We start from the raw sequence: 16,115 nt of genomic DNA, 5'->3' as shown, positions 1-16,115 counted from the left end.
AGCTGTGATTCCACCCTGAAATTGTAGCCCGTCCGGGCCGACGCACCCCTCGGCCCGGTACCAACTACTCGGAACACGGCAGTACCGAGTCCCCAGAACACCGGTACCAAAAACTCGCATCTGACACAATCAATACGGTATCCGCCGTTTCCCTGTCCCACAGTCTTGGCTCTGCCCTAATACACGGCATTGGCTCTCAACAACGGAAGCGAACCAGCACAATGAACTAGTCAAAAGAGAAACGCCCGAGCTAATGCTCGGGCGTTTCATTCACGGCTTAGTAAACCGTGTCTTCAGGGCAACCCGGCCCTGAAGCTTCCTAGCGGACTAGGACTCCTTGCGGCGACCAGGACGCAGAAGCAGTACTGCTCCAGCAATCAGTGCCCATGCTGCGGCAAGAAGCCACAGGATATTTGCACCGGTATTCGCCAGGGCTCTAGAAGAGGAACTCTTCTTGGAGTCCTTGCTGCTCGAGGTCGAGCTAGTAGAGCGAGTGGTGTTGTCGCTCTGGCTCGGCTGAGCATTGTTGTTGGACTCCACAGCACTCGGCTGTGCTGCCTCACCCGGTGCCAGCGGCTGCGGCTGTTCCGGCTGCGGTTGCTGCGGAGCCTCGCCTGGGGCCTTCGGCTCCAACGGCTTCAGCGGCTCGAACGGCTTCTGCGGCAGTGCAGGATCATGCGGCGGCTTGAAGAAGTGACTCAAGACTGGCGGCACAAGAACCAGCGGAATGAGCAGCGGCCACAACCCACCGAGCTCAGGTATACGAGGCTCGTTAGGCTCACCTGGCTCACCTGGCTTGCCCGGCTCTCCCGGCTCTCCCGGCTCTCCCGGCTCTCCCGGCTCTCCCGGCTCACCTGGCTTGCCCGGCTCACCTGGCTCGTTCGGCTCATTTGGCTCGTTCGGCTGAGTCGGATCCGTCGGTTCAGTCGGAACCAACGGAGTCGTCGACTCGTCGGTCGGCTTCGGTTCCGGCGTGCCCTTGGTCTCTGTCACAGTCACCGTCACAGTCGGGTCCTCCGACGGCTTCGGCTTGTCTGTGGTCGGCTCCTCCGACGGCTTCGGACGAGACGGATCCTCAGTCACCGTTACCGTGGTGGTCGGCTTAGCCGTGTTGGACGTCGTCGGCTTTGCGGTACCAGAGGGTTCTGGCTCCTCACTCGGCTTCGGCTCCGGAGACTCCTTTGTCTCAGTGACAGTTACCGTCGTAGTGCCACTATCAGAAGGCGTCGGCGTTGGGGTTTCAGAAGTCGGCTGAGGCTCCGAGGGATCCTCGGATGGCTCGGGCTCAGACGGATTGACCGTCGTGGTGACCGTCACCGTCGTCGTTGGACTTGCGTTCGGCTCGGTCGGCTTGGTCGGGTCGTCCGTCGGCTCGGTCGGCTCGGTCGGCTTGGTCGGGTCGTCCGTCGGCTCGGTCGGCTTGGTCGGCTTGGTCGGGTCGTCCGTGGGTTCTTCGGTCGGTTCATCCGTTGGTTCGGTTGGTTCCGTCGGCTCAACCGGGCCGCAGCCACAGTTATCGCTAACGACACCGATAACAGTCTTCACGTTGAAGACTTCACCGTTCTTCGTGGTGACCCTAACCGGAATCTCCTTGATGGTGCCGCTTGGGGTATCAGCCGGCGGAGTCACCGTCAGCTCACCCGTGGACTCATCAATGGTCACGGTCCAACCAGCCGGCACCTCACCCAACTCGTAGGTGTTGCCCTCAGTATGGCCATAGTTGATGCCAACCTTCTTGGTAACGCCGGCCTTGATGACATCCGGGTTGTAGGTCGGTGCCTGAATGATCTCCGGGTCATTCGGCTCCGGAGCGATCGGCTCGTCTTCCTTCACGATGAAGACAGCGTTCGTCTCGTACGGCTTGCCGCCCTTCGGGGTCACCCTTACCGGAACCTTGATGTAGTCGCCGGACTTCGCCGTCGACGGTGCGGTTGCCGTCACCCGGCCGTTCTCGTCAACGGAGACGGTCCAGCCATCCACGTCCGACGGAACCTCATAGGTGTTGCCATCCGTGTGCTTCTTCACGTCCTGCGACTCAGACTGGCCTGGCTTAACCAGCTCAACACCGTAGAAGGAGCGTTCAATCTCCGGGGCCGGCTCCTTCTCCGTCACCGTCGTGGTGGTGTTGCTGGTCTCGGTAACCTTCTCCGTCGTGGTGACCTTAGAGGTCTCCGTGACGGCCTTGGTACCGATGCGCAGCTTGCGCGGCGTCGGCTCCTTGGTGACCTTTTCAGAGGTCTCTGGGTCACCTACGGCTTTTCCATCCTTGAGCTTCCAAACCTTCGTGACTTCCTTCTCGCCGAAGGAACCGGCCTGGTCTTCTACAACCTTTCCGGCCTCAAGGTTCGGGTCAGTCTCAATGAGGGTCTCATACGGAGTCTGCTCGGTGTGCTTATCCGTCAGCTCGGTCTGAGTCGGCGCAGTACCGACCTCGATGATCTGCTTGGTCGGCTTGCTGATCTCCGTGGCGTCATCCTTGGTGGAAATCTCACCGTTGTCGGAGGTCACCGTAACGGTGTGCTTGACCTCGCCCGGCTTGCCTTCCTGGACAACCTTGGTCTCACCAGCCTTCAGGTTCGGATTCTCGCGAACCTCGACCTCGAATGGGGTGTTTTCGGTCCACTCGATGGTCTTGGACGTGGTCTTGCCCTTAGTGCCGACCTTGATGATCTTCTTGACAGGCTCGGTCACGCGCTCGGTCTTGGTCTCGGTACCGACAACATTCGAGTTCTCAATCTTCTGAGTCGTCGTTACCTTGTCCTTGCCCGGCTTACCTTCTTGAACCGTTTCCTGGGTGCCGGCCTCCATGGTGTCGTCGAACTGAATCTCGGTTTCGAATGGAACGTCAACCTCGGTCACTGTCTCATGAGAGCCCTCGGTCTTGGTACCCACACGAATCTCGGCCGCAACCGGCTCCTTGGTGCGCTCAGTCGTCACGGTCGGCTCGCCGAAAGGCTTGCCATCCACGATCTTCTGAGTAGAGGTCTCGACATCAGTGCCGAGCTCACCCTGCTTGTCGACGACCTGCTTGCCTGCCTCCAAGTTCGGGTCCGCGGTAATCTTCGTCTCGAACGGCACCGGCTTCTCAGTCTTGGTTACCACAGAGGTGTCTTCAGCCTTCGGGCCGTACTCGACGATGCGCTCGACAGGTTCAGTGCGGGCCTTGACTTCCTTAACCTGTGCTTCACCGTTGGTGCTGGTAAAGACTGCAGCATAGGAAGCCTCGCCGTTCTTGCCTTCCTGAACCACCCTAGTCTCACCCGGAGCGAGGTCAGGGTTCGGACGCAGAGTCGTGCCGAATGGAATCGGCTCCTTCCACTCGACCGTATCGGTCGCAGTGGCCTGCTTGGTACCAACGGTGATGACCTCGTCGACAGGCTGCTTCGTGATCTCTTCAGAGACCGTCGGCTCACTGTCCGGGTTCGAGTTGGTGATGTTGCGCTTGATCGTCACCGTCTTCTCACCCGGAACACCTGGCGTCGTCACCTTGGACTCACCAGCAGGCATGTTCGGGTCGTACTTGATGACGACCTTGAACGGAGCTTCCGTCTTGAAGGTTTCGACGTTCTCACCAGTGGTCTTGCCACCAACGCGGATGATCTGCTTGACCGGAGCCTTAGTCCGTTCCTTGGTGACTACCGGATCACCGGAAGGTATTCCGTCGACAAGCTTCTGCTTAGTCGTAACGGTCTCTTCGCCTTCTTCACCCTTCTGTTTAACGACCTGCTCGCCAGCCTTAAGAGTGTCGTCATAAATGATCTCAGTCTCGAACGGGATGCGGTTCTTGTCAGTGAAAACCAGTTCCTGATCCTCAAGGCGCGGGCCGTACTCCACAATGCGTGGCTTCGGATCCTTGGTCACGGTATCCGACGTGGTCTTCACCGTTGGAACACCGCCCGGCTCAAGGGTGGCGTCGAATTTCGCAGTGATGGTGTGCTCGCCAGCTTCGCCCTCCTGAACAACCTTCACCTCACCCGGCTTGAGTGCCGAGTTCGGACGCATGATGGTGTCGAAACCAGTAGACATCTTCCAAGTCATTTCATCGGTAGCCTTTGCAGGCTTGGTACCAATGACGACGACCTCATTGACCGGAGCCTTGGTCTGCGACCACTTGCCCTTTCGGTCCTGTACCTCTGTGCCTGGAACACCTTCGGTTTCGACCTTGTAGGTGCCCTGCGGGACGGTGTCATCGAACTTGTACTCAACATCGAACGGCACCTCGCGCGTCGGGGCATCCTGGATGTTGATCGGTGCATAAATCCGATCGGTGGAACCGTCGGAGTAGGTAACCGTGACCGGAACCTTGATAGAGTCACCCGGCTTCGCGGTCTTAGGTGCAGTAGCAATTACGTTGCCCTTGTCATCCAAGCCGACCAGCCAATTGCCGTTGGCCGTCGTAACCGTGTACGTCGGATTACCAAACTCGTTTTTATCCCCGGTTGCAGTGTAGCCATCAGCCGGAGTGATCTTGTACGGCTGATCCGGCGCCACGGTAATACCTTCAGGCAGCTCAATAGTGAGCGGAGAAGTAACCGTCTCACCAGGGAACGTAGTCTCCGGCGGGTAGGTTGGATCGACCTCGAAGTTCTGAGTCAAGTTCACCACAGTGGTTACTGGAGTCTCGTCGGTCGAACCATCGGGGTACGTCACCGTGACGTTGTGTACGTGCTTGTCACCCGGCTTAGAGTCAGCGGGCGGGGTTACGGAAACCTCACCGGTCTTCGGATCGATCTTGTAGGTCCACCCGTCAACGGTGTCCTCAGTTTTCGGCTTGTCGCCGTCCAAGCCGAAGGAGAAGGTCGTACCGTTCGGCGCACCGTCCCGGTTAACGGAACGCTTCACCTCGGTGCCTGGCTTGGTTGATTCGACCGGGTATGTAGGCTCGCTGATGTCCTTCTGGTTCTCCTTGACATTAAACGGTGCATAGACCGTGTCGGTGGAGCCGTCATAGTAAGTGACGGTAACAGGGATACTCACGCCGTCACCAGGTCGAGCGTCCTTCGGTGCGGTGGCGGTGACGACACCGTTTTCGTCGACGCTGACCTTCCATCCATTGAAGTCTGAGGGCACCTGGAAACGCTTCGAAGGATCCTTAGCGAGGTCGCGTTCAGGAATCCTCGTTACTTCCGTAATCTCGGACTTAATTGTTCCACCAGGCGTGGTGTTTTGCAGCAAGTACTGTGCCTCATAGACCTGCCGTACTTCCGCCTTAACGACGACTGTGGCAATCGTCTTATCAGTCGAACCGTCTTTGTATGTGACACGAACAGGGATATCCGCAGAGGTCCCAGGCAGAGCAAACTTGCTGATCGGAGTGGTGATGACACCCGTAACCGGGTCAATCTTCACATCTTCCCATTTCAGGTTGCGGGGTGGATCAATATAATCCGGGTCATTCGGATCCGTAATAATGGAAAACTTCGGTTCAGCAGCATCGTACAGGTTAGTACGATCCACCTGGCTAACCACTAATGTACCGGGTTGACCACTAACCGTCGGATACAAGGGATCATTCGTACGCGCGTAAGCATCGATGACCGTAAACTCTGCCGGAACAGTAGCGGTGGAACCATCCGGGTAGGTTACTTCTACATTGACGGTGACAGTCGTACCATTCTCCACTGTCGCATTCGGGGTTGCGGTAACCGTACCCTTCTCATCAATGCCGAACTCCCAGTCCTGCGGCAAGTTATCAGGCAACTTGTACTTAGCGAGCTTCGGATCGGACAACATCGTATCGATATCCGAAGTCGCCTTCTCCCCTGCCTTAGTCACCTGCGCAGGGTAGGAAGCGAAGTCCTTACCGGAACCATCACCAATAACGTTGATGGTTCCGGTCACCACCTGTGGGGTAGCGCCCGTAGCGTAGTAAGCCTTCACTGGGATGGTTAGTCGCGCGCCAGGTATAGCTGTTTCCGGAATCGTCGAAGTCAGCTCACCAGTATTCTCGTCGATAGTGACTGTCCAGTCACCATATTTGTACTCCAAAGAACCGTCTGGGAAAGTATAGCGACTGGGCTTCTCGTCATCGGCGCGACCGCCCAAGCCAATCTCCGGCAAGGTTGGCTGAAGCGTAACCGTTTCATTTACGTGGCCGGATTCCGCGGTGTAGTCCGGAACCTTGATCGCATTGACGATCTGGAAGGGAACCTCAACGGTATCGGTCGTCCCATCTGGGTAGGTAGCGATAACCCTCGGCAAAATCTTAGTGTTGTTCTTAGCAGCTTCCGGCGACGTCGCCTTGACCTTTACAGTTCCATCATCATCGACCGTTACTTTCCATCCTTCCGGAACGGACGCAGGGTCAACATCAAAAGACTTGGGCCGGACTGGGTCGTATCCCTCAAAGCTGGGCTTTAAATCAAGCTCTGAAACGAGTACTTTACCAGCTGGGCCCTCGACGGTTCCTCTGACAGCAAGTTCCGTCACCTGGGTATTGTTCGGATCAATAACTGCGAGCAGCGGGATAATATCCCGCGAACCATTGGAATAGGTGACAATGACCTGGGGCTGCGCAAAGGTACCCGGGAGCGGGTTGGCAGGTGTCGTGACGGTGACGTCATAGGTGTTTGGATCTAACTTGGCGTCCCAGCCCTGGTAGACATAGCGCTTATCAAGCTTGACCTCGGCTTCAACGCCGCCGTCCTCACGCTTCCTCACCAAATCAGCGATCTTGTCACCAACCTGCTTATAGGTCAGCGTCTGGCGCCCAGTCACAACTGTATTAGTAGTCTTATCAACACCAGAGGTCACCGATTGCTGGACCGGAGAATACTCCGGATCGTGGAACTGGGTGTCGTCGAAGCTCCACTGGTGGTTCCCGATAACGTTCGGCTTGTTATAGCGCGTTAGCGAGTTCGAGCTTTCGAAGGCTCCATCATGCTCGAGAAACTCATTGTTGCTCTTAGCAGCGTCCTGGAGCTGTGTAACCGTACGCGGCTTGGCCAGCACACTGAAGCGCATGCCCTGCTGATCGCTCAGCTTCGTGCCCTTGTACTTCGGCATGGTGTACTTGATGGTGCCGTCAGCGTCAATAGTCAGGCGCTTGTCTTCAGCGGACGCGTCGGGGTCACTCGTGCCGATAAAGTTACCTTGCGAGTCGAAAGCCTCCACGACCATGCGGGACATGGAGTCATCCGTGCCGCCACCAGTAACAGCAGGAACGTTGATCTTGCCGACCTCGAGCACCTCGCCCGGCCTGATGACCAGCTTCTCCTGGTTCTTCCACGAGACCGTGATCGGGTTACATTCGATGTTCTCACTCGGCCACGGGTTCACGACGGCCGTAAAGCCTGCAGATTCTCCCCGGGTGGCCCTAGTCCTTGGGTCGGGATTTTCCTGCTTATAGTTACCCTGCCAGGCGTAACGTACCGGGTTGGCGGCGGTGGCCTCAGCGAACTGCTTGACTTTCGCATCGGTCAGTTCCGCGTTGAGGTTCAGGTTTCGCTGTGCCCTAGAAGGGGTAATAGCGAGGAATTCGTCGGCCTTGTGCGTGACTACCTCGCCTGGAAGAAACGTCTGGCCGACATTCATCGACTGGAATTGGCCTGCGTCGAGGTACGCGCCCATATTGCCTGAATTGGTAAAGCCCCAATCAGCGAACGTGCGGTCCTTCGAGTTATCAAAGGCGACGCTCAAACCCCACCGGGTTTTCGAAGGGGTCTCACCAGTCGGTTCTTGGGTGTTCCAGCTGAAACCAGCCTGGCTGCCCTTCTGAGCGTTTGAGCCGACAACACACGAACCGGCCGGCAGGTCGGAGGCCTTCTGGGCGTCCTGCTCTACCGCGCCGTTGCCGTCGCTGCCGCGGAGGCCGCCGGTAAAGCCAGAAGCTGCTGTGGCCTCGGGGACGACAGTATTAAAAGAGGTGATGCTGAGGCCGCTCAGCGCGAGTGTAATAGCAGAAAGTGCTGCTACTCCTTTACGGGAAGAGGGCCGACGGGCCGAGCCACTTCGTGGTGCATTCATTCCTTAGGTCCTTTCAAATGCAGTACCCTGCCCCACCCCACAGTGCGGAAACCCGAAAGCCGCGGCGGCTTCTCAAGGTATTTCCTCACAAATTCGTTTAAGGATTGACAGGAAATAGGCAGGTGAACTCTAAAAATTGTATCCTCCTATACATAAACCCGCAAGAAAAACAGGGTTTTACCTGGAATCTTTAACAATAAGTACACAAGCGCGAGGGAACTATAGATTTCTCGGAATCGACCACTCTGTGAGATACTGAGCCGTTTCCGCACGTAAGGAGTGGGGCGGTGCGGCGAGACGTCGCCAAGCAGGGCGTGTCCAGCGCCGTTTTATACAGTCCTAGGTTGTTCCCCAGGCGCCGAGGACTGCGCCCCAAGCTTGTCTCTTCTAGGATTCCTCGTGGACCAAGTCCGAGCCGCCGGAAGAGTTGGAGTCACCTTCCTCGTTGAGGTTCTGCATGAGGTTGGCCTCCATCCAGGCACGCACGGCCGCCTCAAAGTCCTCAGAGCCTTCTACTTCCTTCACCACTTCATCGAGGTCCTGCGCGGTGAGGAACTTGGTAAAGGAGGCAACTTCGAGCTTCTCATCGCGGTTGAATAGCCCGTCTTGGTAGACCACGACGTAATTCTGCGGCAGCTCCGGCTTTGAATTAGGGCAGCCTTCGGCACCGGCAGGCTCCACCACGGAGACCTCCGGGGGCAGCGAGGCCATGAGCGCGACGTGGGTGCGCTCCAAAAAGTCCACGTCCTTGGTGCCTTCTTCCTTGGCAGCCACGTAGTCCTTGGAAATCGCGCGGGCTTCCTCCGGGTTGTAGACGCTTAAGAATTCACCCGTGCAGCCCACGAAGAAGTTGCCGTTAGTGCTGACCCCGCTGATGTGCTCCCCTCCCCGACGTACCAGCTTTGGCTTCTGAGAAACGGTAGCCGCGCGTCCCTCATCGCGCAGTGTCTGGCGGTAGATCTCCGCCAGCACGCTCTGCTCATGAGAAGTCGGATCAATCATGATGGTGATCGGCGCCGAGTTCACTGGGTTCGGATCCGGCTTGGGGTCATACCCAGAGCAGGCGCTTAACGACGCCCCCGCAACCCCCACCAAGGCCACCCCAACAATGCGGGCGAAGGTGCGGGAACGTGCAATAAGGCGGGGCATCAGAATCAGGCGCATTCTTTCTATTCAACCGGACATGCAGCACACATGTCGCTGTTCTTCAGGTTCCTCAGTCCGCAGCGCTGGGCCGCGGCATCTGGCTGAATTTTACACACCCCGCTGGCCAGACGGCGGTGTGGCTCTCCCCGATAGCAAGTGACTAGACTAATGCGCGTTATGACTAGCGCTATTACTGAATCTTCCGTTCGCGACGCGCTCACCCGCGTCGATGACCCAGAAATCGGACGCCCCATCACGGAGCTGGGCATGGTGAAGTCCGTAGCCGTCAACGGTTCGGACGTGGATATCGAGCTTTATCTCACCATCGCCGGCTGCCCGATGAAGGGCACCATCGAGTCCAATACCCGCGCGGCCGTGGCGGAGATCGACGGTGTCGGCAACATCAGCATCTCCATGACGCCGATGAGCGACGAGCAGCGTAAAGAGCTCAAGCAGAAGCTGCGCGGCGGGCAGGCCGAGCCGGAGATCCCCTTTGCCAAGCCCGAGTCCACCACCCGCGTGTTCGCGGTGGCCTCCGGCAAGGGCGGCGTGGGCAAGTCCTCCGTCACGGTGAACCTTGCCGCGGCCCTGGTCAAGAAGGGCCTCAAGGTGGGCATCGTGGACGCCGACATTTATGGTCACTCTGTACCCAGCCTGCTGGGTTCCACGGCGGGCCCCACAGTGCTTGACGACGAAATGCTGCTTCCCCCCATCTCCCATGGCATCAAGCACATTTCCATCGGCCAATTCGTGGAGGGTAACGCGCCCGTCGTCTGGCGCGGGCCCATGCTCCACCGCGCCCTCCAGCAATTCCTCGCGGACGTCTTCTGGGGCGACTTGGACGTGCTCCTGCTGGACCTGCCACCGGGTACCGGCGATGTCGCCCTGTCGGTGGCCCAGCTCATCCCCAATGCGGAGCTGCTGATTGTGACCACCCCGCAGGCTGCTGCGGCCGAGGTGGCTGAGCGTGCCGGCTCCATCTCCCAGCAAACGCGCCAGCGCGTGGCCGGCGTGATTGAGAACATGGGTGCCATGGTCATGCCGGATGGCTCCACCATGGATATCTTCGGCTCCGGCGGCGGCACAGTGGTGGCCGAGCGCCTCAGCGTCCTGCTGGGCCACGAGGTTCCTTTGCTGTCGAGCATCCCGCTGGATCCGAGCCTGCGCGCGGCTGGCGATGCCGGAACCCCCATCGTTATTTCCGCGCCCGACTCCCCCGCTACCAAGGCCATCAACAAGGTGGCGGATTCCATTGCGGTGCGCTCCGATTCCCTCGTGGGCAAGAAACTCGGCTTGGGTGTCACCCGCAAGGGCTAAATGACCCTTAGGTGACGTCCTCCCAGGAGGAGCTGCCCTCGCCGGTGGATGCATTTCCGCCGCGCGGGGGCTGTGTCGTTTTAGCCGCCTTCTTCTCCGCCGGTTGTTGTGCGCCCAGGTCCGGGTAGACCTGCGAATAATCAAAGGTCGGCCGGCCAATGTTCTGCTCCGGCGCTGGCTGCGCCGGCCCCTGCTGGTTATGCGCGGGTTGGTTGTTTACTTCCGCGTCATGCTCATACGGGCTGGTGCTCTTCTTGATGTCCTCAGCCATCTTCTTCGGGTTGAAGTCGTCCCAGGCGGAATCGTCGCCGTCGAAAAGCGCCTTGGTGATAACCCCGCGCGGGCCCATGCGCGTCCATTCCGCCGCCTGGGTCAGGGGCACGCGGAGGTCATCGAACTCCGCGCCGAGACCGCTCATCTCACCGTTGAGCTCCGCCTTGGCGTTCGCAATGGCCTTGCGCGCGGCGTAGATAGCCGCGCGGACGTCCATGATCACGCCGGGCAGGCGCTCGGGGCCGATGATCACCAGACCCAGCAGCACGATGACAATGATCTCTACCCAACCAATTGAGGAAAACACGAAACTATCTTAACTACTTCGCTAGTGATGACAGGGTGACGGGCGCGCGGAAGGCTTCGGTCTCTTGTTAGCCCCGCTGGTTGTGACGGATAGCGCGCACAACCATCTCCACCTTGTCCAAGAAATCCTGGCGTGGCTGGTGCGCAGGAGCTTCCGCATCCGGCCCGGGCCCTACGCCCTGATGAGCGATACCCGCGAGCTTCGCCATCAGGGAATCAGGAGCCTTCACATGGGATTCCACGCTACATTCGCGGACCCACTCGGCGGCGTTGCGCTGGTGGTGGATTTCTGCCCGGCATTCCGGGCAGTGCACGAGGTGGATGCGTACGCGGTGGGCATACTTGGCTGGCATCTCACCATCGACGAAAGCGACGACTGCCTCGGGCCCCAAATGGCCGATAGTATCTGCCCGCTGGGCGCGGGCCTTCGCCTTATCGCGGACTTTGGCTTGGGCCTCGGTGAAGAATCCGGACAGACTCAGGGACTGGCCGTCGCTGCTATGTCCTTCTGCTTTCACCTCAACGTCACCTCACCTCAGTGCGCGCTCCTCTGCCCTAGGCGGCAGAATTCTCGCGGTCTCAGATTTAAACGCTGCCCAGTCTAGCGCGTACGCAGCAGGCTGCGGGTGTCTGCGTTGCTCTCGGCTTCCTTCTCCAGTGCGGCACGCAGCTGGGAGCGGCCGCGGTGGATGCGGGAGCGCACGGTGCCCATCTTGACGCCAAGGGTTTCGGCGATTTCGTCGTAGCTCATGCCCACGACATCACAGAGAACCACGGCCACGCGGAAATCCGGTGCGAGGTTATCCAGTGCGGACTGCAGCGCCGGATCCAGGTTAGCTACCGAATAGGCCTGCTCCGGGGTCATGTCAGTGCCGGGGACGCGTTCATAATCCTCCGGCAGGGCCTCCATGCGGATCTTGGAGCGGTGGCGGACCATATCCAAGAAGAGGTTGGTGGTGATGCGGTGCAGCCAGCCCCCAAAGGTCCCCGCTTGGTACTTATCCAAGGAGCGGAAGACGCGCATGAAGGTCTCTTGGGTGAGGTCTTCGGCATCATGCTGGTTACCGGAGAGGCGGTAAGCCAAGCGGTAGACATCATCGGCGTGCTCAGCCACGAGTTCGCCCCAGGAAGGCATATCGGCCTGGCCGGCGTCGAACGCAGCGGTTCCGGTCAACTTCTCAGTTTCAGCGCTGGCATCATGGCTGCCAGTGGCGGAGGAATCGGTGGAACGGTGAGCGGGCTCAAACTCGCGCTGCTGTGTGGTCATGCCGAATATCTTTCTATAGTGCGCGTCGAAACTCCAGCCACGGCCCTGTGAGCAGCCTGTGAATCCGTCACACCGCTTACATGCGCTTCTTGCGTCACAGCTGAGGAGAGTTGTGGGCGATTCTCGGCACGCAGCTGTGGCGATTTCACTATGGTTTTCTTTTGTGACTACTACGGCTTATGACGCAATGCGAACCTACATCGAATCCACCAGCGAGGTCTCCGAGGTTCTCGCCGGCGCTCGCGCCCACGCGGAGGAGTATGGCCTGCCAGCCCCGGATGAGGCAACAGGCCAGTTGCTCACCACGCTCGCGGCGGTTTCATCCGGCACCACCTCGCGCCCACAGGCGGTGGCGATTACTCCCGCAGCATCCGTCGTGGGCCTCTATCTGCTTGCCGGCATGCCGGAGAACGGAATCCTCACCTGCATTGACCCGGAGGCAGAACACCAGGCCAGCGCCAAGCGAACCTTCCGCGAGGCCGGCTACTCCCCCAGCCGCGGCCGCTTCCTGCCGTCTCGTCCGCTCGACATCATGGGCCGTCTGGCTAATGACACCTACCAGGTGATCTACGCCGAGGTCCCCGCGCTCGACATGCCTGCACTGCTCAAGGCTGCTTGGCCGCTGCTGCACCAGCACGGTACTTTGGTGCTGGCCAATGCGCTTCTCGACGGCACCGTGGCCGACCCCTCCCGCACCGACCGCGACACCGCCGCTGCCCGCGAGGCCGACGAGGTTGCCCGCTCCCTCGAGGGCGCGGCCGTGACGCGCCTGCCCTACGGCGCGGGCCTGACGCTCATTACCAAGCTGTAGCCGCCTTCTGAAACTGCCCGATCTGCCAAAACCATCGCCTGTTTTTCGATCGGCTCGGAGACTTTCGTCATTTAGGACACCGTTGGTTTAGCCACTGATACGTCTCCGAGCTAAACCCCGCCCTGTGGCGCCGGTGTCCTTCTTTGCGCCCACTTTTACTCCTTCTCCGTTCCCACCCCCGCCCTTCGCGCTCACCATGGGGCTTCACGAGGCGGGCCGCGCACTTTCGGTGAGCGCGAAGGGTGTGTTGGTGCAAGGTGTGGTTGTGCCGCGCGTGTTGTTGCAGGGTGTGGTTGTGCCGCGCGTGTTGTTGCAGGGTGTGCTGTTGCAAGGGTGTGTTGTCGCGCAGGCTCCTGAAGCAGCCTGGGACTCGTCGGCGCCATCAAAGCCACGAAAATCGGGCGTGGAGTGGACTTCAATCCACCCGCACGCCCGCTTAAACTACTGTGCTGTCTCGCGGCTTAGACCTTTACGTTCTTACCCACGACGACCACGCCACCTTCGGAAACCTTGAAGCGCTCCTCATCGCGCTCGCGGTCCACGCCGATGATCGCACCATCGCTGACCACCACGTTCTTGTCCAGGATGGCGTGGCGGACCACCGCGCCGCGTCCAATGCGCACGCCCGGCAGGATGACGGAGCCTTCCACCGTCGCGCCATCGGCCACGTGCACGTCCGAGGAGAGCACAGAGTTGCGCACCGTACCGCCGGAGACAATGCAGCCCGGAGCCACCATCGAGGACTGCGCGATACCGTTCTGCACGAACTTCGCCGGCGGGAAGTTCGAGTCATCCGTGGAGTGAATCGGCCACGAACGGTTGTACAAGTTGAAAATGGGGTGCACAGAAATCATGTCCATGTGCGCCTCATAGAAGGAGTCGATGGTACCGACATCGCGCCAATAGCCATGGTCACGCTCCGTGGAGCCGGGCACCTCATTTGCCATGAAGTCGTAGACGTGTGCCTGCTCGCGCTTCACGAAATAAGGAATGATGTTTCCGCCCATATCATGCGCGGAGTCCTCATTCTTTTCGTCTTCCAGCAAAGCGTCAATAAGCGCCTGCGTGGTGAAGACGTAGTTGCCCATGGAGGCGTAGGTCATGTTCGGATCATCCGGGGTGGCCGGGGGATTCGCAGGCTTCTCGACGAACTCCGTAATCGTGCCCATCCCATCAGCCTGGATGCAGCCAAAGGCAGAAGCCTCCGAACGCGGGACGCGGATGCCTGCCACCGAACAGTCCAGGCCAGTCGCGATGTGCTCCTCCACCATCTGGGCCGGGTCCATGCGGTATACGTGGTCGGCACCGAAGACGATGACGTAATCCGGCTTCTCGTCATAAATCAGGTTCAGCGACTGCAGGATGGCATCGGCCGAACCGTTGTACCAACGCTTACCGCGGCGCTGCTGGGCGGGTACCGAGGCGATGTACTGCGGGGTCGGCCCAGACAGGTTCCATGCCTGGGAAATGTGGCGGTCCAAAGAGTGGGACTTGTACTGGGTTAGCACCGCAATCTTGAGGTATCCGGCGTTAACGAGGTTGGACAGCACGAAGTCGATCAGGCGGTAGGAGCCGCCGAAAGGAACGGCGGGCTTAGCGCGGTCTTCCGTCAGCGGAAAGAGGCGCTTTCCCTCGCCGCCGGCAAGGACAATGGCAAGGACATTAGGAAGGCTTCTCACACCACCCAACTTATAGACATTTTCCGCATCGTGCAGTAGAAGTTTGCGTGTTTTTACCCCCTTTAACCTCCCTCACCCCGCTTGCGTGCTTCCTTCGTGTTTGCGTCCCAACGCCGCTGCGCGCCGCGCTCGTGGCGCGCGATAGGAAGGTTTAGCGCGCGCTGCGGAATGTCCGTATTCTGGCGAGTATGAGAGCCGGAATTTTTTCTAAGGAGTATCCGCCTGAGATTTACGGTGGAGCTGGCGTCCATGTTGCAGAGCTCACCCGTTTCATGCGCGAGATCATCGATGTCTCCGTCCACTGCATGGGGTCTGAGCGCGACGAGAAAGACGTTTTTGTCCATGGCGTTGACCCCGCATTGAAGGATGCCAACGCTGCGCTGCAGACACTGTCTACGGGTCTACGCATGGCCAACGCCGCCTCCGACATCGATGTGGCTCACTCGCACACGTGGTACACGGGCCTTGGTGGGCACCTCGCCAGCCGGTTGTACGGTATCCCCCACGTGGTTACCGCGCACTCCCTCGAGCCGCACCGCCCGTGGAAGCGCGAGCAGCTGGGCGGCGGTTATGAGGTCTCCTCTTGGTCGGAGAAGAACGCGATGGAATACGCCGACGCCGTCATCGCCGTATCTGCCGGCATGAAAGATTCCATCTTGGATGCCTACCCCCGTATCGACGCCGATAAGGTGCATGTGGTCCTCAATGGCATCGATACGCAGGTGTGGCAGCCGGGTGAGTCGGCGGTGCTGGATAAGTTGGGCGTCGACAAGCAGCGTCCCGTCGTTGCCTTCGTGGGCCGGATTACCCGACAGAAGGGCGTGAAGCACCTGCTCAAGGCGGCCCAGAGCTTTGACGAGGATATCCAGCTCGTGCTGTGTGCGGGCGCGCCGGATACGCCGGAGATTGCGGCGGAGACCGAAGCCCTCGTGGAGGAGTTGCGCTCCAAGCGCGATGGTGTGTTCTGGGTTAAGGACATGCTGTCCCGCGAGGAGATTAAGCAAGTCTATTCCGGTGCCGATGTGTTCGTCTGCCCGTCGATCTATGAGCCGCTGGGCATTGTTAACCTCGAAGCCATGGCTTGCGGCACCGCGGTCGTAGCCTCCAATGTGGGTGGCATCCCAGAGGTCGTCGTGGATGGTGAGACCGGCGTTTTGGTCAATTACGATGCCGCTGATGAAGCCACCTTTGAGGCTGATCTCGCCGCCGCCGTGAATCGAGTGGCAGCGGACAAGGAACTGACGCAGCGCTTTGGCAGCGCCGGTCGCCAGCGCGCGATTGATGACTTCTCGTGGGCTACCATCGCGCAGCAGACCGTGGACATTTACCGTTCGTTGATGTAGGAAGGACT

The 16,115-nt window shown here is 59.5% G+C and carries 9 protein-coding genes; 3 read left to right on the top strand and 6 right to left on the bottom strand.

Annotated features, from left to right (window positions below; all coding sequences use genetic code 11):
• Positions 1–327: 327 nt before the first annotated feature.
• Entirely contained in the window at positions 328–7,965 is a 7,638-nt protein-coding gene (locus FME68_RS13365; RefSeq protein ID WP_195914114.1) for a G5 domain-containing protein, read from the bottom strand.
• Between the two features lie 387 nt (positions 7,966–8,352).
• A complete protein-coding gene (locus FME68_RS11425) occupies positions 8,353–9,129 on the bottom strand; it encodes a hypothetical protein (protein ID WP_144013737.1) in 777 nt (258 codons plus the stop codon).
• 159 nt (positions 9,130–9,288) lie between these two features.
• On the opposite strand from FME68_RS11425, the gene FME68_RS11420 reads away from it, so the two are divergent.
• Complete coding sequence (locus FME68_RS11420) at positions 9,289–10,428, top strand: Mrp/NBP35 family ATP-binding protein (RefSeq protein ID WP_195914113.1); 1,140 nt, start codon at positions 9,289–9,291, stop codon at positions 10,426–10,428.
• Between the two features lie 7 nt (positions 10,429–10,435).
• Here FME68_RS11420 and FME68_RS11415 read toward each other — a convergent pair whose 3' ends face one another.
• The 3 genes from FME68_RS11415 to sigE all read right to left on the bottom strand — a co-directional run bounded on the left by FME68_RS11415 (position 10,436) and on the right by sigE (position 12,274).
• On the bottom strand, positions 10,436–11,008 hold the full coding sequence (locus tag FME68_RS11415) for a twin-arginine translocase TatA/TatE family subunit (RefSeq protein ID WP_328287837.1): 573 nt from the start codon (positions 11,006–11,008) through the stop codon (positions 10,436–10,438).
• A gap of 67 nt (positions 11,009–11,075) precedes the next feature.
• Positions 11,076–11,525, bottom strand: a complete 450-nt coding sequence (locus FME68_RS11410) for an anti-sigma factor family protein (RefSeq protein WP_046648303.1) — start codon at positions 11,523–11,525, stop codon at positions 11,076–11,078.
• Positions 11,526–11,608: 83 nt separating this feature from the next.
• Positions 11,609–12,274, bottom strand: coding sequence for an RNA polymerase sigma factor SigE (sigE, locus tag FME68_RS11405; protein ID WP_046648302.1), 666 nt, complete (start codon positions 12,272–12,274; stop codon positions 11,609–11,611).
• 163 nt (positions 12,275–12,437) lie between these two features.
• Here sigE and FME68_RS11400 point away from each other — a divergent pair, with 163 nt between their 5' ends.
• The gene (locus tag FME68_RS11400) at positions 12,438–13,085 is read left to right on the top strand and encodes an O-methyltransferase (protein ID WP_046648301.1); all 648 of its coding nucleotides are present in this window, start codon (positions 12,438–12,440) and stop codon (positions 13,083–13,085) included.
• Between the two features lie 461 nt (positions 13,086–13,546).
• Here the strand turns inward: FME68_RS11400 and glgC are convergent, their stop codons facing one another.
• Entirely contained in the window at positions 13,547–14,764 is a 1,218-nt protein-coding gene (glgC, locus tag FME68_RS11395; RefSeq protein ID WP_046648300.1) for a glucose-1-phosphate adenylyltransferase, read from the bottom strand.
• A 188-nt stretch (positions 14,765–14,952) separates the two neighbouring features.
• On the opposite strand from glgC, the gene glgA reads away from it, so the two are divergent.
• Positions 14,953–16,107: a glycogen synthase gene (gene glgA, locus FME68_RS11390; RefSeq protein ID WP_070509638.1), complete on the top strand. Its 1,155-nt coding sequence runs from the start codon at positions 14,953–14,955 to the stop codon at positions 16,105–16,107.
• The last annotated feature ends 8 nt before the right edge of the window (positions 16,108–16,115 follow it).

It is taken from the genome of Corynebacterium hiratae (genome assembly GCF_009708045.1).
Taxonomy (GTDB): Bacteria; Actinomycetota; Actinomycetes; order Mycobacteriales; family Mycobacteriaceae; genus Corynebacterium; species Corynebacterium hiratae.
Note: the sequence above shows the minus strand (reverse complement) of the source record. Positions and strands in the feature narration are given on the sequence as shown.